This window comes from Amycolatopsis sp. cg5 (genome assembly GCF_041346955.1).
Taxonomy (GTDB): Bacteria; Actinomycetota; Actinomycetes; order Mycobacteriales; family Pseudonocardiaceae; genus Amycolatopsis.
Genome location: NZ_CP166849.1, coordinates 9446374 through 9468113, shown reverse-complemented (window position 1 = coordinate 9468113; position 21740 = coordinate 9446374). Strand labels below are relative to the sequence as shown.

The 21740-nt window shown below is 68.9% G+C and carries 18 protein-coding genes; 3 read left to right on the top strand and 15 right to left on the bottom strand.

Annotation, left to right across the window (positions count from 1 at the left end; genetic code table 11):
• Positions 1-60 precede the first annotated feature (60 nt).
• From AB5J62_RS43190 to AB5J62_RS43180, 3 genes are read right to left on the bottom strand one after another with little or no spacing between them, the layout of a single operon-like run.
• Positions 61-699, bottom strand: coding sequence for a class I SAM-dependent methyltransferase (locus AB5J62_RS43190; RefSeq protein ID WP_370945842.1), 639 nt, complete (start codon positions 697-699; stop codon positions 61-63).
• Positions 683-1633: a D-alanine--D-alanine ligase gene (locus tag AB5J62_RS43185; RefSeq protein WP_370945841.1), complete on the bottom strand. Its 951-nt coding sequence runs from the start codon at positions 1631-1633 to the stop codon at positions 683-685. Before AB5J62_RS43185 ends, AB5J62_RS43190 begins: the two co-directional genes overlap by 17 nt.
• Positions 1634-1673: 40 nt before the next feature.
• Entirely contained in the window at positions 1674-2993 is a 1320-nt protein-coding gene (locus AB5J62_RS43180) for a PLP-dependent aminotransferase family protein (protein ID WP_370945840.1), read from the bottom strand.
• A 192-nt stretch (positions 2994-3185) separates the two neighbouring features.
• Here AB5J62_RS43180 and AB5J62_RS43175 point away from each other — a divergent pair, with 192 nt between their 5' ends.
• Positions 3186-3827, top strand: coding sequence for a GNAT family N-acetyltransferase (locus AB5J62_RS43175; protein ID WP_091288847.1), 642 nt, complete (start codon positions 3186-3188; stop codon positions 3825-3827).
• Between the two features lie 253 nt (positions 3828-4080).
• On the opposite strand, the gene AB5J62_RS43170 is transcribed toward AB5J62_RS43175, so the two are convergent.
• The 9 genes from AB5J62_RS43170 to AB5J62_RS43130 all read right to left on the bottom strand — a co-directional run bounded on the left by AB5J62_RS43170 (position 4081) and on the right by AB5J62_RS43130 (position 14959).
• On the bottom strand, positions 4081-5211 hold the full coding sequence (locus tag AB5J62_RS43170; protein WP_370945839.1) for an N-acetylmuramoyl-L-alanine amidase: 1131 nt from the start codon (positions 5209-5211) through the stop codon (positions 4081-4083).
• 195 nt (positions 5212-5406) lie between these two features.
• A complete protein-coding gene (gene trxA, locus AB5J62_RS43165) occupies positions 5407-5730 on the bottom strand; it encodes a thioredoxin (RefSeq protein WP_370945838.1) in 324 nt (107 codons plus the stop codon).
• 24 nt (positions 5731-5754) lie between these two features.
• Positions 5755-6750 carry a thioredoxin-disulfide reductase gene (gene trxB / locus AB5J62_RS43160; RefSeq protein WP_370945837.1) on the bottom strand — a complete coding sequence of 332 codons (996 nt, stop codon included), beginning with the start codon at positions 6748-6750 and terminating at the stop codon, positions 5755-5757.
• A 78-nt stretch (positions 6751-6828) separates the two neighbouring features.
• Positions 6829-7581 (bottom strand): hypothetical protein, encoded by a 753-nt coding sequence (locus AB5J62_RS43155; protein ID WP_370945836.1) that lies wholly within the window; start codon positions 7579-7581, stop codon positions 6829-6831.
• A complete protein-coding gene (gene sigM, locus AB5J62_RS43150) occupies positions 7578-8180 on the bottom strand; it encodes an RNA polymerase sigma factor SigM (protein ID WP_370945835.1) in 603 nt (200 codons plus the stop codon). The genes AB5J62_RS43155 and sigM overlap by 4 nt, the downstream gene beginning before the upstream one ends.
• Positions 8181-8371: 191 nt before the next feature.
• Positions 8372-9976 (bottom strand): protein kinase family protein, encoded by a 1605-nt coding sequence (locus AB5J62_RS43145; RefSeq protein ID WP_370945834.1) that lies wholly within the window; start codon positions 9974-9976, stop codon positions 8372-8374.
• A gap of 75 nt (positions 9977-10051) precedes the next feature.
• Positions 10052-11836: a murein biosynthesis integral membrane protein MurJ gene (murJ, locus tag AB5J62_RS43140; protein WP_370950486.1), complete on the bottom strand. Its 1785-nt coding sequence runs from the start codon at positions 11834-11836 to the stop codon at positions 10052-10054.
• 457 nt (positions 11837-12293) lie between these two features.
• Positions 12294-14438, bottom strand: a complete 2145-nt coding sequence (locus AB5J62_RS43135) for a DUF6049 family protein (RefSeq protein WP_370945833.1) — start codon at positions 14436-14438, stop codon at positions 12294-12296.
• Positions 14435-14959 carry an NUDIX hydrolase gene (locus tag AB5J62_RS43130; RefSeq protein ID WP_370945832.1) on the bottom strand — a complete coding sequence of 175 codons (525 nt, stop codon included), beginning with the start codon at positions 14957-14959 and terminating at the stop codon, positions 14435-14437. The genes AB5J62_RS43135 and AB5J62_RS43130 overlap by 4 nt, the downstream gene beginning before the upstream one ends.
• A gap of 119 nt (positions 14960-15078) precedes the next feature.
• On the opposite strand from AB5J62_RS43130, the gene AB5J62_RS43125 reads away from it, so the two are divergent.
• Together AB5J62_RS43125 and AB5J62_RS43120 are read left to right on the top strand one after the other, a co-directional pair.
• On the top strand, positions 15079-16512 hold the full coding sequence (locus tag AB5J62_RS43125) for a CCA tRNA nucleotidyltransferase (protein ID WP_370950485.1): 1434 nt from the start codon (positions 15079-15081) through the stop codon (positions 16510-16512).
• Positions 16513-16606: 94 nt separating this feature from the next.
• Entirely contained in the window at positions 16607-17407 is an 801-nt protein-coding gene (locus tag AB5J62_RS43120) for a methyltransferase (RefSeq protein ID WP_370945831.1), read from the top strand.
• Here AB5J62_RS43120 and AB5J62_RS43115 read toward each other — a convergent pair.
• From AB5J62_RS43115 to AB5J62_RS43105, 3 genes are read right to left on the bottom strand one after another with little or no spacing between them, the layout of a single operon-like run.
• A complete protein-coding gene (locus AB5J62_RS43115; protein WP_370945830.1) occupies positions 17394-19292 on the bottom strand; it encodes a TNT domain-containing protein in 1899 nt (632 codons plus the stop codon). The genes AB5J62_RS43120 and AB5J62_RS43115 overlap by 14 nt on opposite strands.
• Positions 19293-19329: 37 nt before the next feature.
• Positions 19330-20391 (bottom strand): ADP-ribosylglycohydrolase family protein, encoded by a 1062-nt coding sequence (locus AB5J62_RS43110; RefSeq protein WP_370945829.1) that lies wholly within the window; start codon positions 20389-20391, stop codon positions 19330-19332.
• Positions 20388-21740: an ADP-ribosylglycohydrolase family protein gene (locus AB5J62_RS43105; protein WP_370945828.1), complete on the bottom strand. Its 1353-nt coding sequence runs from the start codon at positions 21738-21740 to the stop codon at positions 20388-20390. The genes AB5J62_RS43110 and AB5J62_RS43105 overlap by 4 nt, the downstream gene beginning before the upstream one ends.

Below are 21740 nucleotides of genomic sequence, written 5' to 3'. Positions count from 1 at the left end.
GGGACGTTTCGTCACGGTGACAATTGCGCACCGTTGACGGAACACTGCGTTGGGTGATCCCTAGGATCGCTCGTTTTTCCGGGCGAGCAAGACGGCTTGCGGCCGGTTCTCTTCCCACGAGAGCCGAGCGGTGACGGTGAATCCGGCACCGCCCAGAAGTTCGGCGACGCGATCGGGTGGCAAGCGATACGCCTCGTACGTCACCGGGTGTCCGTAGGCGCGCGTCGGCTTCAGATGTTCGTCGCCGACGTGGAACCCGAGCACGGCATGACCGCCCGGCGCGAGCGTCCGGTGAAACTCGGCGAAGACCGTCGGCAGTTGGTCCGGCGGAGTGTGGAAGATCGACCACCACGCGACGATGCCGCCGAGTTCGCCATCGGGTAGCTCGAGCGCGGTCATCGTGCCGACTTCGAAGCGAAGGTCCGGATACGTCCGCCGAGCGATCTCGACCATCTTTGGCGACAAGTCGATTCCGAACGCTCGTAAGCCGAGTTCGTTCAGATGCGCGGTGACCTGTCCCGGCCCGCAGCCGATGTCGGCCACGGGTCCGTCGACGAGCTCCGCGAACGCGGACAGCATCGCGCGACCCAAAGGTTCCACGTGGAACCTGGGCACGGCGATGTCGACGTAGTCCTCCGCGACCGTGTCGTACGACTCGCGGGTCTTGCTCAGATGCGGCGGCTCAGTTGCCGCGCTCAATGGCCCGGCCGACAAGTTCGACGAAGACGGACCCGAGTCCGTTGCCGGAGGCTTCGACCGCCATCGGCACGGTGGAGGTCTCGGTGAGTCCCGGCGACAGGTTGACTTCGAGGAACTGCACGGTGCCGTCAGCGGCGACCACAGCGTCGGTACGGGAGATGTCACGCAGGCCGAGGATCTTGTGCGCGGCGAGCGCCAGCTCCTCGACGGCCTTCGCGGTCTCCTCGGAAAGCCGGGCGGGCGCGAAGAAGTCGGTGAGACCGGCGGTGTAGCGAGCGGTGTAGTCGTAGATGCCGCTCTCCGGCACGATCTCGACCGCGGGCAGTGCCTCGGGTCCGTCAGCCCGGTCGACGACCGTCACGGCCACCTCAACGCCATCGACGAAGCGTTCGGCGAGGACGGTGTCCCCGTACGCGAAGCAGCCGACCATCGCGGCGGGCAGTTCGGACGCCTCGCGGACGACCTGGGTGCCCAGCGCGGAGCCGCCCTGGTCCGGCTTGAGGATCAGCGGGAGGCCGAGGCGTTCGACCATCGCGTCGAGCACGGCCTGCGCGCCGAGCTCGCGGAAGGTGCTGCTCGGCAGCACGACCCAATCCGGCGTCGAGAAGCCGGCCTTGCGCAGCAACGCCTTCGCGGTCGGCTTGTCCCATGCCCGGCGGCAGCCGTCGGAGCTGGTGCCGACGAACGGGACGTCGAACATCTCCAGGATCGTCTGCACGGAGCCGTTTTCGCCCTCACCGCCGTGCAGTGCGACGACGACCGCGCCCGGCTTCTCCTTGCGCAGCCTGGAGAGCAGCTCGGCGTCGGTGTCCCACTCCTCCACGGTCAGTCCCTCGGCGCGGAGCGCGGCCGACAGCCTGCGCCCGGAGCGGAGCGAAACGTCGCGCTCGTGGGAAAGGCCACCAGCGAGCACGGCTACGGTGCGATTGGCCACCGGGATCTCCTCGGAAGTTTAGTGTCCACTGTGGACAGAGCTAGGCCGTGTCAGGGGAAGGTGATTCGGGACCGCTGATCGACCTGGGCGTCACGCTACCGAAGGTACGCACCAGATCCATCTCGGCTTCGAGCACGGAAGCCAGCCGCCGCACGCCTTCGGTGATCCGCTCCGGCGTGGGGTAGCAATAGGAAAGCCGCAGTTGCCTGCTGCCGAAACCATCGGCGTAGAAGCCGGTGCCGGACGCGTACGCCACCCTGGCGGTGACCGCGCGCGGCAGCATCGCCTTGGTGTCCACGCCTTCCGGCACGGTCATCCAGACGTAGAAGCCACCGTCCGGCTTCGTCCAGCTGCAGCCGGGCGGCATGTAGTTGTCCAGCGCGCTGAGGATCGCGTCGCGTCTCTCGCGGTAGTTCTCCTGGAAGTTCTTGATCTGACCCTTCCAGTCATGCGTCGACAGGTAGCGCGACACGATGATCTGGTTGAGCGTCGGCGGGCACAGCGTCGCGGACTCGGCGGCCAGCACCAGCTTCTCGCGCACCGCGTGCGGCGCCAGCACCCAGCCGACGCGCAGACCCGAGGCGAACGTCTTCGAGAACGAGCCGAGGTAGACCACGTTGTCCGGGTCGGTGGACCGCAGCGCCGGGTAGACCTGGCCGTTGAACCCGAGCAGCCCGTACGGGTTGTCCTCGACGACGAGGATGCCGTACTCGCGGCAGATCTCCAGGATCTCGGCGCGGCGCTCGACGGCGAGGGTGACGCCGGCGGGGTTGTGGAAGTTCGGGATCGTGTAGAGGAACTTGACCCGCAGCTTGTTCTTCTTCGCCTGGGCGAGCGCCTCGCGCAGCGTCTCGGGAACGAGACCGTGCTCGTCCATCGCCACGTGGATGACCTTCGCCTGGTACGCGGTGAACGAGCCCAGCGCGCCGACGTAGGACGGTCCTTCGGCGATGACGACGTCGCCGGGGTCGCAGAAGATGCGGGTGACCATGTCGAGGCCCATCTGCGAGCCGACGGTCACCACGATGTCGTCAGGGTGGGCCGAGATGCCCTCGAGCGCCATGATCTCGCAGATCTGGTCACGCAGCGTCGGAATGCCGTGCGCGGAGCCGTACTGCAGCGCGACCAGGCCCTCCTCGGTGATGATCTCCGAGACCTGCGTGGACAGCGAGTTCAACGGCAGCGCGGCGAGGTTCGGCATGCCGCCTGCCAGCGAGACGACCTCGGGGCGGCTGGCGACCGCGAACAGCGCTCGGATCTCCGACGCCGTCATCCCGGCGGTGCGCGCGGCGTACCGGTCGAGGTGGGGGTCGAGGTTGGTGTGGCCGGCTTGCGGCTTGACTGGGTGGTTCTCAGTCATGGGACACTTCCCCCGTGGTGGTCTCGGCGTGGGTCACTACCCGCAGGTTAGCGCCGGACGAGTGTAACCACCCCACCCTGTGGGGTTCCCTACCTTTCGGTCACCGCGACATCGGCCTATCCTGACGATTGGTCTTTTCGGGTGCGCTGGCCGTGGTCATCCGAATCAAAGAGTTGTTGTCGGGGAGGTCGCGTGTCGCGACGCGTCGTGGGCGTCACGCTGGACAACCTGGAGCAGTTGCCGAAACGCTGCCGCAGGTGCGTCTACTGGGAGGTCGCGCCCCACCTCAAGGCACAGGCCGAGGAATACGGCGACACCGAATTCGCGAAGGAAGCCTGGGTTTCGAGCGTGCTGCTCGAATGGGGCTCCTGCGGCCGCATCGTCTACAGCGACACGCTCCCGGTCGGCTTCGTCTTCTACGCGCCCCCGAACGCCGTCCCCCGCGCGCTGGCCTTCCCCACCTCGCCGCCCAGCACGGACGCCGTGCTGCTCACGGCCTTCCAGGTGCTCCCGGAGTTCCGCGGTGGCGGGCTCGGCCGCATGCTCGTCCAGGCCGTCGCCAAGGACCTCACGCGCCGCGGTGTGAAGGCCATCGAGGCCTTCGGAGACGCCCAGCCGTCCGAGGACGAGCTCGGCGAGCACAGCTGTGTGGTGCCCGCCTCGTTCCTGCAGTCGGTCGGCTTCAAGACCGTCCGCCCGCACCCCAAGTGGCCCCGGCTCCGTCTCGAACTGCGTTCGGCGATCTCCTGGAAGGAAGACGTCGAGGCCGCGCTCGAGCGCCTGCTCGGTCAGGTCACCATCACGACGGCGGAACCGAGTCTCGGCCGCGCCTGATGTTTCACGGGAAACGGCGAATGATCCACACCCGCCCGTAGCACATCTTGTGGTCTGAGGGCAGCCCTCATTCCCCAGGTTGTGTATAGCTGTGGACCACTACCCGAGTTATCCACAGATCGCTGATGAGCGCCCCGCGCCCGCTGTGGATGGATACGATGTAGCTGGGCACGGACCCCAGGGAGGGCGGGGGTACGTAACTGGCCGAAAGCGCGAAAAATCTTCGCGGAAATCGGTGAAATGGACGGCTTGGTCAGCTCTTGGCGAGCTCGTGGGCCAAGACGTCGGCGAAGGTGAAGGTGCCGGTCGGCTGGTCGCCCTCGCCCAGCAGGTACAGGCGCTTGACGGCGACCAGGATTCCTTCGGCGACTAGGTCGCGGAAGGCCGGGTCGGCGAGCTTGCGGCTGTCCTCGGGGTTGGTCAGGTAGCCGATCTCGACCCGGACCGCTGGGCAGCGGGTGCGGGTGAAGATCTCCCAGGTCTTGTAGTGCGTGCGGCAGTCCAGCAGGCCGGTGCGGGCCGCGAGCTCACGCTGGATGAAGCCGGCGAGCAGCTCACCCACGGTCGACGTGGTGCCGTTGCCGGTGCCGAAGTGGAAGCTGGCGACGCCCTGCGCCTTCGGGGAGCGGTTGCCGTCGCTGTGCAGCGACAGGAACAGGTCCGCGCCCGCGTCGTTGGCGAACTGGGCGCGCTCGGCCTCGGACGGGCTGTGGTTCGGGCCGCGCGAGATCAGCGCCTCCATGCCGGTAGCCTTCATCCGGCCTTCCAGGCGACGGGCGAGGTCCCAGGCGATGTCGGCCTCACGCAGGCCGCTGGCGGCGACACCGAGGTCCTGGCCGCCATGGCCGGGGTCGATGACGATGCGCTTGCCGCGCAGCCGCGGGCCGGCGCGCCGGACCTGCTCCTGCTCGCGCAGGAACACCGGGCGGCCGCCGCGCACGCGCGGGGAGAGCTGGTTCAGGTTGCGGACCGTCGACGGGCCGCAGATGCCGTCCGCGACGAGGCCGAAGTTGCGCTGGAAGTCCTTGAGCGCGCGCTCGGTCTGCGGGCCGAAGGCGCCATCGGGCCGTCCGGCGTCGAAGCCGAGCTCGGTGAGGCGCTCCTGCAGCGCGAAGACGTCGTCGCCGTGCACCGGGGACGAGATCAGGTACGCGAGCGGCCTGCTGCCCAGGTGGAAGCTGGCGCCCCGGAGTGCGCGGTAGGTCGCCGGACCCACCACCCCATCGGTGATCAGGCCGCGACGCTGCTGGAAGGCACGGATGGCCTGCTCCACCGGAACATCGAAGACATCCGAGTTCACCGGGGGAAGCAGGGTCAGGCCGACCAGGACGGACCTGATCTCGGCGACGTCGGGTCCGGCGTCACCGCGGCGGAGTACCCGCATGCACTCCTCGCTCTTCCTTGGGCACCGATTCGTCGATGCGAGGCATTGAAAACCACAACTGGGGACGACCCAGGTCCACTATTGTGCCTTGTGAACTCTGTGTAAGTGCGTAGGCCCATGGCTAACTGAAAAGAAAAACCCGGGAGCCACGCGCAAACTAGCACGTCACTCCCGGGTTTCCGGGTGCCAAAAGGCTCAGAGCACGTCAGACAGATCCTTCAGCAGAGCGGGCTTCGGCTTCGCTCCGACGATCGTCTTCACCGGCTTCCCACCCTGGAACAGGATGAGCGTCGGGATCGACATGACCTGGTAGTCACGCGCCGTGTTCGGGTTGGCGTCGATGTCGAGCTTGGCGATGGTCAGCTTCTCGCCGTGCTCGGCCGCGATCTCGTCCAGCACGGGCGCGACCATCTTGCACGGGCCGCACCAGGTGGCCCAGAAGTCGACGAGGACCGGCTTCTCACTGGTCAGGACATCGTCGACGAACGACGAGTCGGTCACCTTGACGGTTTCGGACATGGTGTCTCCTTCGGTGAGGGTGGGTCAGTTGGCGGACGCGGCGCCGTAGCCGCCGCCGACGAGTTCGGGTGCTTCGTGCGCACCTTCCGTGCCGTGCTCGGCGAGCCAGCGTTCCGCGTCGATCGCGGCGGCGCAGCCTGAGCCCGCTGCGGTGATGGCCTGGCGGTAGGTGTGGTCGACCAGGTCGCCTGCCGCGAAGACGCCGTCGATGTTCGTGTAGGTGCTGGGCGACTTGGTGATGACGTAGCCCTGGTCGTCGACGTCGACCTGGCCGCGCACCAGCTGGCTGCGCGGGTCGTGCCCGATCGCCACGAAGAAGCCGGTGGCCTCGAGCGTCGACTCCTCGCCGGTGACCGTGTCCTTCAGCTTCAGGCCCTGCACCTTGCCGTCGCCGACCACCTCGGTGACCTGCGAGTTCAGCTTCCACTTGATCTTCTCGTTCGCGCGGGCGCGCTCGAGCATGATCTTCGACGCGCGGAACTCGTCGCGCCGGTGGACGATCGTGACCGACTTCGCGAACTTGGTCAGGAAGGTCGCTTCCTCCATCGCCGAGTCGCCGCCACCGGCGACCACGATGTCGTGGTCGCGGAAGAAGAAGCCGTCACAGGTCGCACACGAGGACACGCCGCGCCCGAGCAGCTCCTGCTCACCGGGCACGTAGAAGTAGCGGGCCGCGGCGCCCATCGCGAGCACGACCGCACGCGCGGCGTACCGGACACCGTTCGCGGTGACGTACTTGACGTCCCCGGTCAGCTCCAGCGCCTCGACGTCCTCCGCGCGCAGCTCGGCGCCGAAGCGCTCGGCCTGCTTGCGCATCTCCTCCATGAGATCCGGGCCCTGGATGCCCTCACGGAAGCCGGGGAAGTTCTCGACCTCCGTCGTCGTCATCAGCGCGCCACCGAACTGGGTGCCCTCGAACACCAGCGGTTCGAGCTGCGCCCGCGCCGCGTACACGGCGGCGGTGTAACCCGCAGGACCGGATCCGACGATGATCAGGTTCCTGATTTCCTCGGCAGCCACCGATACCTCCGACTCGTTGTGACCTGTACCAGGCTCAACATGATCGTAGGTGGCGATTGTTCCCGAGCGTGACCGGTGCTACTTCTCCCCGATTGTCTTGTCGAACAACTTGGTGCAGGCGGTGTCGAAAGCGACGGTCCGGTACTGCGCGAACTTGCCCGTGGTGAGGATGACCATGGTCCCGGCCTTGCCGTTCACGTTGACCGGCTGCACGCCCGCCGGAGGGATCTCGGAGTCGAAACCCGCCGCGTCGAGGCACTTGTCGAGCTGCTGCTTGGACAGCAGCGGGCCGTAATCGGTCACGCCGAGGCCCTTGCCGACCAAAGCTTCGGAGCCCGCGCCGTCCGAGCCGACCGACGGTCCGCTCGGCTTCGGGGCGGCGACGCCTGGCGTGCTCGACTCCTTGGACGAGGTGCTAGGAACGATGACCGCGACGGCGACCACGGCTGCGGCTGCCGCGGTAAGGATCCCGGCACCCCAGCCCATCTGCTTCTTGCGACGCCGCTGACGCTCGGCGTCGAGACTCACGACAGGTGCGACGGGCGTCGAGTCGGCTTGTCGCTGCCGCGGGAGGGCGGCCTGGACCTCCTCCGCGAGCGCGGCGTCGAGCCGGGCCGCGTACTCGGCGGGCATCGGCACCACTTCGGCGGCCAGCCCGGCGAGGTCGGTCTGTGTCGACTCCAGCGCTTCGATGATCGCGCGCGCTTCCGGATCGGCGTTCACCAGCGGCCACAGCTCGGCCGCCTGCCGCTCGTCCAGTACTCCCGCGTGCAGATCGGCGAGCACGTCGACAGACCACGGACCGTCAAGCCCCCGAATTTCGTCCGTCATCGTCCCTCCCGTTTGCTTTCGTGAGTTGGGACGCATCCATCTGCATCGGGGTTCCGCAGATGACCGAGAACCTTGGCGAGCTTGGCGCGGCCACGCGCGCACCGGCTCTTGACCGTGCCTTCGGCGATACCCAGCAGCTTCGCGGTGTCGGCGACGGAGTAGCCCTCGACGTCGACGAGCACGATCGGCGCGCGCTGATCCTCGGGAAGCGTGTCGAGCGCGTCCTTGATCAGCAGCTTGGTCTCGCGTTCGGACATCGAGTCACCCGGCGCGGCGGGCTCGTTGAACTCGCCCGACTCCGGCATCGGGACCGTGGGCCGCGCCTGGCGGCGGCGGATCCGGTCCAGGCAGGCGTTCACCACGATGCGGTGCAGCCAGGTGGTGACCTGGGATTCGGCGCGGAAGTTGCCCGCCGCTCTGAACGCCGAGATGAAGGCGTCCTGCAACGCGTCGGCGGCTTCTTCGGGATCACGCACGGTGCGGAGCGCTACCGCCCACATTCGGTCGCGATGCCGCCGGACCAGTTCGCTGAACGCATGCGGATCCCCGGCGGCGTGCGCCTGTATGAGATCCGCATCCGTGGGTATGGCTGCGGTCACCCGGGAAGCCTACTAGGGCGCGTTTTCTGGATTCTGTCCGCGATAGCCGAGCCCAGGCGGCCCCTGGCGGCACCGCGGAATCACCCGAGTACGGCCCGGTACGAGAGCGATTCCGCGGCACCGCCAGGAACCACCTGGATCTCGACTCTCATCGGACACAATCCAGAAAACGCGCCCTGTGATCGACTACGTCAAGCAGCAGGTAAGAAGCTCACTTCACCCAACTGGGTCATGTGCTTTCCGTTGTCGATATCGGCCAGCTGGGTGATCCAGACGATGAAGAACTTCCCGTCGGTCGGCGTCGGCAGGCTGATCGTCGACTCGCCCTCGCCGACGTCCGCCGCGGCGAGCTCCTTGGTCTCGTCGAGCCCGGCGTCCTTCGAGTCGGCCGAGAGGATCTTGACCTTGGTGCCCGGCTTGTCCGAAGTGATCTTGACCTGGGCCAGCTTGATCGGGTCCTTGAAGGTGAAGACCAGGCCGACGCCCGGCTTCACCGCCGGGAACTGCTGCTTGTACTGCTCGGTGCGCCACATCGTGCCGGGGTCGCCGTCGGCCGCGTTCTTGGCGCGGCCGGGGTTGTCGCCAGCGCCCTCGGGGTTGTAGACGTTCACCGCGGCCGGGTCGGCGGCCGGTCCGACACCGCCTGGCTGCGCCGGCGGCGGCGCGGGCTGCTGCCCGCCGTCGGGCGGCGGCGTCGAGGAAGCCGACGGCGCCGCGACGTTGACCTTGGGGCCGGTGGCGTCCGGGTCGGACTGGAACAGGCTGATCGCCAGCATGCCGAGCCAGGCCAGGATGCCGACCACGGCGACGACCAGCACGGTCACGCCGAGCGCCAGCTTCTTGCGCCGCGCCGCGTCCTTGACCGGCTTCTTCGTGGTCCAGATGGTGCCGTCCGACTCGGGCTGACCCTCTTCGGTGGCGCCGATCGCCTTCATCAGCTGGGTGCGTTCCTCGGCCTCGGCGACCTGGCCGAGCACGCTGAGGATGGCCGCGCTGGTGCGGATGCCGCCGTGGCCGCCGTCCTCGATGGTGCGCACGGCCAGCGCCGACAGCTCGACCGGCACCGAAGGCACCAGCGAACGAGGCGGCACGAGCCTGCCTCCCGGGCCTTGCGGCGCGGCGGGGATGGCGGCCGGGCCGCCGGGCAGCGCCCAGCGGCCGGTCAGCAGCAGGTACAGCACCGCGCCGAGCGCCTTGACGTCGTCACGCAGTGTCGCGTCCGGCAGCGGGCCGGGGAAGGCGAGCTTCAGCGCGCCGTCCGGCGTCAGCCGAAGTCGTTGCGGGTGATCGAGACCGAGCACGAGGCCGTTCTGGTGCGCGCGCTCGACCGCCTCGGCGAGCTGCTGGACCATGCGCGCGGCCGCGGCGGGCGCGACCGGGCGTTCGGCGACGAGGTCGACCAGGTCGCTGCCCTTGGTCCACTCGGCGACCACGACGCCGAGGAGTCCCTCGGTGGACGTGATGCCGCTGCCGAGACTGAGCACGTCGAGCACGCGGGCGACACCGCCGTGCCCGAACTTGGCGCCGTGCGCGGCGCGGTCGAGGGTACGACGGGCCAGGCGGGCCGCCTCGGCGTCCGCCGGGTCGCCCACCAGCAAGGTCAGTGCGACATCCCGGCGCAGCTGGCCGTCGCGGGCACGCCACAGGTGCGCGCCTGCCCGCTCATCGATGCCGAACTGCGCGAGCAGCCGGTACCGGCCGTCACCGACCACCCGGCCAGGCGCCAGCGAACCACCCTGCGCGCGAACGCCCGCAGGATTGGGCGCGCCCGCCTGCTCGCTCCGTCTCGTATCCACGCTCACTCCCGATATCTCCCTGACCGAGGGTACGGGAATACGACGCGTGGTCGCGGGTTATCTGTGCGTCAATCGTTATTTGCGCTTGATCAGACGAGTGAATCTCGAAGTCGCGGGCGCCAGCTCCTCGACCTTGAGCGCCACCAGCACGCCGAACGACACCACGATGCCGACGATGCCTTGCAAGATCAACTTTACCCAGGCCTGCAGGATCGGCCCCAGCGAGTCCGGCACGAGCAGCCCGACGACGTACGCCGCGCCGACGCCGGCGCCACTCGCGACGACGGTGAAGAGGATCACGCCGAGCACGCGCTTGCTCCGGAGGTTACCGAGCGTCACCCAGAGCCACACCTGACCGAGGATCGCGCCGACCACGAAGGTCAGCCCGTTGACCATCATCGCGCCGAGCACGATGTGGTCGCCGTCGAGCAGTCCCTGGCACATGTACAGCAGCGGGACCTTGACCACGGTCATCACGATCATGATCAGGGTCGGCGTGCGCGCGTCCTTCATCGCGTAGAACACCCGCAGCTGGAGCATGACCAGCGCGTACGGCAGCAGCGCGAACGCACAGATCGCCAGCGCCGAGCCCAGCCGCGACGCGGCTTCGGGCGTGCTCTTGCCGAAGCTGAACAGCGCGACACCGATGGACGAGCCGACGATGGTCAGCACCGCCGAGATCGGCACGAGCATCACGGTCGACAGCCGCGAGGCGTACGAGAGGTCGGCGACGAGCTTCTTGTGGTCGCCGTCGGCGGCCGCCCGGCTGAGCCTCGGCATGATCGCGGTCAGCAGCGAGACGCCGATGACGCCGTACGGGAGCTGGAACAGCAGCCACGCGTTGCTGTACGCGGTGACGCCGCCCTCGCTGCCGCTGGTCAGCACGCGCGTGTTGATCGTGTAGCCGACCTGGCTGACCGCGACGTAGCCGAGGATCCAGAGGGCGAGCCCGCCGAACTCCTTCATCTGCTTGTCGATGCCCCAGGCCCACTTGAACCTGAACCCGGAGCGCAGCAGCGGCGGCACGAGCATCACGGCCTGCGCGACGATGCCGGCGGTCACGCCGACGCCGAGCACCAGCAGCTTCGTGTCGCCGAGCGAGACCGGGTCGAGTGAGATGTCGCCGGGCAGGATCGCCACCACGACGATCGTGAAGATGACCACCAGGTTGTTGATCACCGGCGCCCACGCGGCTGGGCCGAAGTTGTTCTTCGAGTTCAGCACCGCCGAGAGCAGCGCGAACATCCCGTAGAAGAAGATCTGCGGCAGCAGCAGGTAGGCGAACGCGGTGGTCAGCGCCGGGTTGGCCTTGCCGGAGGTGTCGACGTACAGCGCGGTGAACGCGGGCGCGGCGAGCACCGCGATCACGGTGCCGACCAGCAGCAGCACGCCGGCGACGGTGATCAGGCGCTGCGTGTAGGCCTCGCCGCCGTCCTCTTCGTCCTGTGCGCGGACGAGCAGCGGGACGACGACACTCGCCAGCACGCCACCCATCAGCAGCTCGAAGACGATGTTGGGCATCGTGTTGGCGACGTTGAACGAGTCGTTGGCGACGCCCGCGCCGATCGCCGCGACCAGCAGCAGCTTCCAGAGGAAGCCGGTGATCCGGCTGATCAGCGACGCGATGGCGATCTTGCCGCTGGTCTTGACCAGCGACGGCGCCGCCTTCTTCTCCGGCTCCTTTTCCCCAGGCCGGACCAGCGTGACGTCGACCCGCTGCATGACCTGGGTGGCCAGCGCGTCGTACGGGCGCAGTACGTCAGGGTCGGCGACGGGCCAGCGTGAGCCGACCGGGACACCGGGGATGCGCGGGATGAACTGGGTCGCGTCCGGCTCGCCGCCAGCCGAGGGCGGCGGCACCGGCGCGGGCAGGTCGTTGCGGTTCCACGGCCGGACCGGACCGGAGCGCGGCGCCTGCTGACCGCGGCGCGGCGCGGGCGGCGGTCCCTGCGGGGTGGCCTGCTGCCGGGTCGGCGGCGGATTCTGGGGTGGTTTCTGCCGGGTCGGGACCGGCTTCGCCGAGCGGATCGGCGGCAGCTGCGGCGGCTGACCCTGCGCGGGACGGCTCGGCTGCGGCAGCGGCTTGAGTCTGCGCGTCTCCTCGTCCCGTGACGGTGTGACACGGCGACGGCCGTCCGGCGGCGGCCCGGCAGGCGGCTGCGCCGGTGGCGGCTGATGGCGTTCTGGCTGGTCAGGCCCTGGACGAGGCGGGCGTCCGGCACGTTCGGGTGGCACACCCGGTCCTCTGTTCAACGTGCGCCCAATCCTCAGCCGGTTTCGTCGTCGACCCAGGGTAGTCGGCGCGGCCCGAAAAGGCTCAAACCCTAGTGGCCTTGCTCTCTTTGATCCTCCGATAGATGCGGCGCGAAGACAACAGGAGTAGAGCCGCGCCCGCGACGATGGTGACGATCAGCGTGAGCGTGCCGTATTCGTTGGAGCTGAGCTCGAACTTCGCCGTGCTGCCGAGCCTGGTGCCCGCCGGGGTGCTCAGCGAGACGTCGACGCTGAACCGGCCCGCGCGCAGCGCTTCGATCGGCACGAGCTGCTGCCGCTTGGCGTTGGCCGGGATGGACCGCGGCGCGATCTCGTCGGGCGAGCGCAGGCCGGTGCTGTTGTTGAGGCCGACCTGGACCATCATCGCGACCGGCAGATCGTTGGACAGCGTCACCGGCAGCGGCGACGAGCCAGAGGTCAGCGAGAACCGCTGGGTCGGGTTGACGACCCCGACCTGGCTGGTGAGGTACGTCAGCTCACCGCGCGCGTTGCCGGTCGAGGCCGGTATCCCGCCGCCCGCCGTGCGCCAGGCGCCCGAGGTGGCGCGGATCAGCCCGTCACGGATGGGGGTGACCAGCTCGATCGGCTTCACCTGCGCGGTCGAGTCGACCGTCATCGCCGAGGTGAGGTTGGTGATCGAGGTGTCGATGTCGGTCAGCGTGCCGGTGAAGTCGGCGGACGGTGCCGTCGCCAGGTCCTGCGAGGTGTGGTTCGACTCCGCGGTGGCCGACGGGTTCGAGGTGAGCGAGTCCTTGAGCGCGACCGGCGAGACCATGCCGCTCTCGGTGAAGCTGCTGAGCGTCCGCAGCATGGTGATCAGCTCGGGCAGCGGCGCGCTCCAGCGGCGCGGCGGCGCGACGACGAGACGGCCGGGGTTCGTCTGGCCCTGGCCGAGACCGGCGCGGAAGGCGATCGCGGCGAGCCCGTTCTGCGTGGAGACAGCGGGCTTGGCCGCCGCGTTGTTGGGCTTGTCGCCCACGCTCAGCGCGGCCGAGGTCAGCGAGTCGGCGGGCTGGACGTGCAGGTCGGAGCCCGCGAGGGTGACCGGGGCGTCGAGCTGCTCGGTGGACTGCACCCTGGTCGACTCGGTGATGACCGTCTTGACGCCCGCCGAGGTCAGTGCGCCGATCGTGGCCGAGTCGAGCGGGCCGTCCGGCCACAGGGTGTTCTCGACGGGCACCGCTTTGAGGATGTTCTCGAGCACCGCGGTCTGGGCGGCCGCCTTGGTGACGAGTTCGCTGTCGGCCTGCTCGCCGTTCTTGACCGCGGAGAGCACGGACAGGTCGGCGTCGGCGAACGGGAGCGGGACCATGCAGTGGCCGTTGACCACCTGGCGGAGGTTGCCGAGCCACTGCTTCGCCAGCTCCGTGCCGCGGCCGGTGACCGGGCTGCCGCCTGTTCGGACCAGGTAGCCCCGTGACATCTCGTCGACGATCGAGATGAGGTCGGGGTCGACCGCGAAGCACAGCGAGTTGAACAACTTCGAGTCGTCTTGGATCGTCTGCGCGGCCTTGACCAGCGAGTTCAGCCTGCCGCCCTGATCGAGGTCGTCGGCCAGCTGGTCGTTGTCGAGCGTGAGCTGATTGTGGAACGGCCAGGTCGCGACATGCGGGACGGTGCTGGTGAGCGGCCAGAGAATGGACACCTGCGCGGCCTTCGCCTGCTTCTCCGGCGCCTGCTTGCCGGGGATGCCGAGCACGGGCAGCAGCATGTTGAGCGCGGCGAGCCTGGCCTGGCCGCCGAACTCCGGCACGCCGTTGATGTTGACCAGCAGCGGGAACACGCCGGTCTTCGTCGGCTTGAACGCGGTCAGCGGCACCGTGATGTTCAGCGGGGCGGACGCACCCGGCTCGAGCACGTCGGTGACATCGGTGAACGGCGAGACGCTCGCGTCGGTCGGCGTGGTGCCCTCGACCGACTCGGTGAACTGCCGCTCGGTGGTGATCCGCTCGCCGAACTGCAGGCGGACCTGCAGTTTCGACAGCTTGCGGTCCCCGATGTTGGTGACCTTGCCGCTGATGTTCAGCGTGGTCGAGTTCGAGGTGAGCACGCGGGGGTTCATCTGCTCGACGTCGAAGCGGAGCCTGCTCGGCTCCTGACGCGGCTGCGGCTGCGCGGCCTGCGCGCCGAAAAGGCCTTGGACGAGCAAGAAACAAATGGTCAAGCAGATGGCGGCGAGCCGCTTCACTCGTTAGCTCCCTCAGCGGCAGGGGATTCTTGCGCGAACAGCTCACGGGCCTTGCGGACCAGCTTGCGTTCGTCGGCGTAGGCGAGTTTGGTCTCCAGGTCGGTGACCGGGAACCAGGCTACCTCGGTGACTTCGACGTCCTCATCGGACAGCTCCCCGCCGACGGCCTCGAGCAGGAAGTGGTGGACGGTCTTGTGCACGCGGCGGCGATCGGCGACGAACCAGTAGTCGATCGCGCCGAGCGGCTCGATGACCTGCGCGGAAATGCCGGTCTCCTCCTTCACCTCGCGCATGGCGGTCTGCTCGACCGTCTCGCCGTCTTCGATGTGTCCCTTGGGCAGCGACCAGAGCAGTTTGCCGTGCCGGTCGAGCCTGCCGATCAGCACCGCGTTCTCCCGGTCGGCGTCCATCACCAGCCCGCCTGCCGAGGTCTCGTCGACCGTCGTCAGCCTCCTGCCGCGCTGGCGCCTGCGCCGGCGGCCCGGCTTCGAGGCACCGGTGCGACCGGCCGATCCAGACATGCTGCGATGCTAGAGCAAACGGCGGCGTCGCTACCCTGGCTCTCCGTGTCCGTGTTGATCGGTGCGCGTAGTAAGTGCACCCCTTTCGTGGTGGGATTGCAGTGAACGAACTTGTCGCCATGCAGAATGCGGTGACCGAGCTGATGCGTCTCTCCCCACTGGCGGATGAACTGGCGGGCCTTTTCACCAAGGCCGGTCACCGGCTGTATCTGGTCGGCGGCAGCGTCCGCGATGTCATGCTCGGGCGTGGTTCGCACGACCTGGACTTCACCACCGACGCGCGGCCGCAGCAGGTGCTCGACATCGTGCGCGGCTGGGCGGACAACATCTGGGAAGTCGGGATCGCCTTCGGCACCGTCGGGGTGACCAAGAAGGGCTCGCTGCTCGAAATCACCACGTTCCGCGCCGACAGCTACGACCGGGTGACCCGCAATCCCGAGGTCACCTTCGGCGACACCATCGAAGACGACCTGCTCAGGCGCGACTTCTCGGTCAACGCGATGGCCATCGACTTGGCGGCGAAGAAATTTGTCGACCCCTACGACGGCATGGCCGCGTTGCGCGACCGCGTGCTCGACACGCCCGCGACGCCTCAGGAGTCCTTCGCCGACGACCCGCTGCGCATGCTGCGCGCGGCCCGGTTCGCCGCGCAGCTCGGGTTCACCCCGGCGCCGCGCGTGGTCAAGGCGATGACCGACATGGCAGGCGAGATCGACCGGATCACCGCCGAGCGCGTGCAAGCCGAGCTGTCCAAGCTGATGCTGGCCGACGACCCGAGGCCCGGCTTGGAGCTGATGGTCGACACCGGGCTGGCCGAGCGGGTGCTGCCCGAGGTGCCCGGCATGCGGCTCGCGATCGACGAGCACCATCAGCACAAGGACGTCTACCAGCACTCGCTGACCGTGCTGCGGCAGGCGATCGACCTGGAGAAGACGCACGAGCCGACCTCCGAGCCCGACCTGATCCTGCGGCTCGCCGCGCTGCTGCACGACGTCGGCAAACCGCGCACGCGCGAGTTCCAGCCGGGCGGCGGCGTGAGCTTCCACCACCACGAGGTGGTCGGCGCCAAGATGGCCCGCAAACGTTTGCGCGAGCTGAAGTTCTCGAAGGAGATCATCGAGGCCGTCTCGCAGCTGGTCTTCCTCCACCTGCGGTTCCACGGCTACGGCAAGGGCGAGTGGACCGACTCGGCCGTCCGCCGCTACGTCACCGACGCCGGTGACCTGCTCCCCCGCCTGCACAAGCTCGTCCGCGCCGACTGCACCACCCGCAACCGCCGCAAGGCCGCCGCGCTGCAGGCGACGTACGACCAGCTCGAAGAGCGCATCGCCCGGCTGCGCGAGCAGGAGGACCTCGCCCGCGTCCGCCCCGACCTCGACGGCAACGCGATCATGGAACTGCTCGGGATCCAGCCGGGTCCGCAGGTCGGCCAGGCCTGGAAGTTCCTCAAGGAGCTCCGCCTCGACCGCGGCCCGCTCGACCACGACGAAGCGGTCGCCGAGCTCCTGAAGTGGGCCGAGTCGAACGGCATCACCCCGCCTAACCCCTCGTAGTAGCCCGAAAGCCACTTTCGTCAGGTCTCATCTGCCGGAAGTGGCTTTCGGGGTTTGACCACCGGGCTTGGGGTTGTCGGTACGGTTGGGGCTCATGGGGCACGAAGTGGACGCGCTCGTCGCGGCATCGGCCGGGCTGCGGCTCGGCGAGGAACTGACCGAGTACCTGCGTGACGAAGGTGAGCGGAAGGTCTACGACCAGCCTGCCGCGTTCACGGCTTTCGTGCGGGGCGGCGGGAACGTCGAGCTGTACGAGCGGCTGAGTGACGTGCTCGCCGCCGGGTACGACGCGACGAAGCCCGACGCGCTGCTCGACGTCGGCTGTGGTGACGGGCTCGCGGTCGTTCCGGCGCTGGACCGGGCGCAGCACGCGCCGCTCAGGGTCGACCTGGTCGAGCCGTCCGAGGCGTTGCTCAAGGACGCCAAGAAGGGCGTGCCCGGCGCGCAGGCTTGGCAGTTGACCGCGCAGGAGTTCTTCGCGCGTGACGACGAGCAGCGGTGGGACGCGGCGCAGGCGACGTTCTCGCTGCAGTCGGTCGTGCCGGAGGACCGGCCGTCCGTGCTCAAGGCGTTCCGTGAGCGGGCGACGCGGCTGACGATCGCCGAGTTCGACGTGCCCGTGTACGTCGAGGGGACGCCGGAGCACCTGGTGTCGATGGTCAAGCGGTACGAACGCGGGATCACCGAGTACGGGGCCGACGCCTCGCTGGTCGCGCAGGGTTTCCTGCTGCCGGTGCTGCTCGGCCAGATCACCCCGTCGGTCGCGCGCACGAACTGGGAGCAGCCCGCCGCGAAGTGGGTCGAGCAGCTCGAAGCGGCCGGATTCACCGACGTGAGCGTCGAGCCGCTCGTGGACTACTGGTGGGCGCCTGCCGTGGTGATCAAAGCCGCGTGAGCGCGCCCGACTCCAGATGCCTGCCGACCGGGTGCGGCAGTACGTAGGCGACCGCGCCGCCCGGCATGCCGTTCCACGGCGCGGTGATGCCGGTGAGCACGCGCAGTGGGCGTTGCACCTGGTAGGCGCGCTGCTCACGCTCGCGGTCGTAGGCGAGTGAGGTCTCGACGAAGCGGGCCGACTCCGGGTGGACCAGGTTGCCCGCCTCGTTGCCGAAGCGCTGGATGGTCGTGCCCGCAGGCAGCACCACGAGCCGCTTGTTGCTGAAGAAGTTCAACGGCGGCTCGCCGCGCAGCGGCAGGATCGGCCAGTCGGCCGGGTTGTCGTGCTCCTCGGCGCCGGCGACCGCGCGGACCGGGTACAGCAGGAGCGTGCCCAGCAGGAAACGGGCGGCTTCCTCGATGCGCGGGAAGTACGTCGGCTCGTCGGACGGCGGCCGCGAGACCTCCCAGCCCTGCTCGGCCTTGCGCAGCGACCAGGCGCCTTCGACCAGCTCGCCGATCCGGTAGGCCGTGTCGGACACGCCGTGCTCGGCCAGGCGCTGGTGCAACGCGTCGAGCAGGTCGGCGGCGCGGGCGTCGCGGTCCGGCTCGTCGCCGCGGGCGAGCTTGTCCTGCGACGGCAGGTCGTCCGGCGTCTGGGGCGGGTACGGCTGGCCGAGCAGGTGGGCCTCGGCCGTCGCGCGCAGGCGTTCGCTGACGTACGGCGGCCGGAAGCCCTGCGAGCGGATGTGGTCGACCAGCTCCGGCTCCGGCGGGATGCCGCCCTTGCGCAGGTAGTGCGGCACCGCGGCAGGCCAGATCCAGGTGCCGTCGGTGTGGAAGGCGTGCGGGACGTCCGGCGGGGTGTTCGGGCTGAACACGTCCGGCAGCGGGCCGGGCCTGGACAGCACCACCGGCGAGCGGAACAGGTAGTCGAGCACGCCGCGGACCGCGTCCGGCGGCACCGGCGGGCGGTTGACGACCGGGCGCTCGCCCTCGTTGTGCGAGTCGACGGGCTTCGCGACGCGGAAGGTCACGTTCAGCGGCCTGCCCGCGTGCACCGCGAGCCACGACGGCACCTGCTCACGCGGGAAGTTCCCCAGCTCGCCGACGTAGAAGCGCTGGTTGGGCCTGCCGCCCTCGTTCGGCGCCTGCCGCCAGTCCGGCTCGGTGTCCGGGTCGTAGTCGAAGTCGAAGCGCGACTGCGAGTCGAGTGTGAAGGTGCCCTGGAACCAGGTGCCGGTGCCGGGCTCGTACATCGCCGCACGCAGGCGCACGAACAGCGTCGACAGCTGCGGCGGCGCGGCGATGGCGACCGTCATCGGGCCCTCGTCGTCTTCGGCGACGGCCCTGATCTCCAGCTCGGCGTAGTCGCCGACCTGGCGGAACTGGGCGGCGACGCGCAGCCAGCCGGTCGGCAGCTCGCGGACCAGCGTGCGCCCGATCTGCTTGAGCAGGCTCCCCTGGTCCTCGCCGCCTGGCTTAGGGCGGCCTTCGTCGGTCTCGATGAAGTCGTGGCGCGTCTGCCACAGCGCGGTCAGGTTCTCCGGCGCGGTGGTGGTGCTGAAGTCGGTCAGCCCGAGTTCGCGTGCCCTGGCCTCGTCGTGCCCGGTCCAGCGCAGCGTCAGTTCGTGCTCGCCTGCCTGCGGCGCCACCTGATAGAGCTCGTCGTCGTACCGGCAGTGGGTCTGCAGGCTGAACGTCGCCGAAGCCTCGCTCTCCGGCACGACCTTGGCCTGGGTCCCGTTCCAGTCGACGTCGAAGCCGGCAGGCACATCTTCACCCGGCAGGGTGACCAAGAGCAGCGTGCCGTCCGCGGTCGACCGTTGAGCCCGGAACACGCGGTCACCCCATACCGCGTATAAACCGTCCGGACGTTCGGCGGCCTCCACCAGGTAACGCACTTTGTCCCCTCCAGATGCAGCTGAAGCTGCCTCAAATCTAGTCGGCCGGGTACCGGCTCACTCGCCGGTCGTCACTTTTCGTGCCGACTCCGAACTCCGCCAACGCGTCATCAGCGAGTTTTCCGATGACTTCCCGGAGCTCTAATCGCTCCAACCAGCTGGTTTGCAACGCTTCTTCGCCGTACATCGCGCCCACGAGGTTGCCGCAGACAGACCCGGTCGAGTCGCTGTCGCCGCTGTGATTGACCGAAGCGAGCAGCGCCGTGTCGGGGTCGCCGGTGTTCAACGCGACGTACACCGACATTGATAACGCTGTCTCGCCAATGTTGCCCTGGCCTAGGGATTCCACCCGTTCGGGGGTCGGCGGCCCGGCCAGTTTCAGTGCCGCTTCGAGCGCGGTCAACTGCTCCTCGTGCATGCGGTGCTTCACGAGTTCAGCGATCGACACATCGACCGCGTACCGCAGCGGAACTCCGGCGAGCAGCTGCTGGACGATCACCGCGAACGTGCCGGACGACAGGTACCCACTGGGGTGACCGTGCGTGAGCGCCGCGCTCTGCGCGCCGAGCTTGAAGACCTCGGCCGGATCGTCGGACCACAGCGCGATCGGCGCCGCGCGCATCACGCCGCCGCAGCCCTTCGAGTTGTTCACCGGCCGCTCGATCGACGACCGGATGCCCGTCCTGCCGTACGCCTCCAGCTCACCGAAGCAGGTCAGCCCCGGCGCGCGGCGGCTGAACAGCTCGGCGACCGTGATCAGCCAGCCATCGGGCTCTTCGCTGGTGTTCTTCGGGCCGCGCGCACGGCTCCACGGGACGCTTTGGGTGTGGAGCCAGCGTTGGTAGGCCATCTGCAGCGCGTGCACCACGTCGCCGCCGTTGATCCGCGCCCGCAGCAGCGCTTCCAGCGTGAACATGGTCATCTGGGTGTCGTCGGTGATCTTGCCGATGCCGCCGTACGCCTCGATGAAGTCGGTGATGCCGTCCGGCCCGGCGATCTCGCGGATGCGGTCGATCGAGTCGAACTCGGTGGCCGCGCCGAGCGCGTCACCGATCGCGCCCGCCAGCAGGCTGCCACGGAAACGGGAGGTCAGGTTCATGCCGAGGCCGCCGGATAACGCAGGAACCAGTCGCCGCCCGGCGGGTTCGGGCCGAATTCGGCGCGCAGGTCGTCGGCGACCTGCGCGATGACGTCACGCAGCTCCAGCCGGTCGAGCCAGGAGGCGCGGATCGCCCGCTCACCGTGGATCGCGCCGGCGAGGTTGCCCGTCACCGACCCGGTCGAGTCGCTGTCGCCGCTGTGGTTGACGGCCACGAGCAGCGCCTCGTCCAGCGTGTTCGTCGCCAGCGTCGCGTAGACGCCGATGGCCAGCGCGGTCTCGCCGACGTTGCCGCCGCCGAGTGTCGCGACCTTCTCCGGCGTCGGCGGGCCCTGCTGGGCCAGCCGGACCGCCTGATCCAACGCCAAGGTCTGCTCCTCGTGTCCGTTCCAGGTCGCGAGCTGCGCCTTCGCCACGTCGATGGCGGCGAGCAGCGGCACCTCGCGCAGCAGCTGCTGGATGATCACCGCGAACGCGCCTGCCGACAGGTAGCCGCTCGGGTGGCTGTGGGTCAGCGCGCCGCTCGCCGCCGCGAGCGCGAACACGGCGGCCGGGTCGTCCGACCACAACGCGATCGGCGCGGCACGCATGACACCGCCGCAGCCTTTCGAGTTGTTGATCGTGCGCGTGAAGGTGGCCATCTCGCCGGTCTGCGCGAAGCCCTTCAACGCGAAAAAGCAGGTCGAACCCGGTGCGCGGCGGTGAAAGAGATCGCGATGCGTCATCAGCCAGCCGTCGGGGTGCTCGCCGCGCTCGTGCGGCCCGCGCGCTCGCTCCCAAGGCACGCCTTGGGTGTGCAGCCAGCGCTGATAGCCGCGCTGGAGTTCGTAGTGCGCGTCCACCTGGGCGCCGCGACGCAAACCCGCGTGCGCGCGGATGAGCGCGTCGGCGGTCGCGAGCGTCATCTGCGTGTCGTCGGTGATCGTGCCGAGGCCCTCGTAAGCCCTGACAAAATCGGTCAGCCCGTGCGGTCCGGTCCGCTCGCGGATGCGATCGATCGAGTCGGACTCGATGGGCGCGCCCAAAGCGTCGCCGACCGCGCCCGCGAGCAAAGATCCGCGCAGGCGATGGGCCGCGATCGCGGCGGACGGCGTCACGGCGACGGGTGCGCGGACGGTCGTCGAAGCCGAGCCGACCGACGGCGCGAGCACCTTCGAGTCGACCGGCTTGGCCGGATTCCTGGTGAGGAACCGCTTTCCGTCCTCGTCGGTCCCGATGAACAGCTCGAGCCGGTGCACCGAGACCGGCGGGTTCAACGGCTCAGCCCTGCCGTCGACCACGCGCTGCCCTTCGAGCAGCCGGGTCAACGTGGCCAGGTCGTTCTCACTGATCCAGTGATCTCCGGCCAT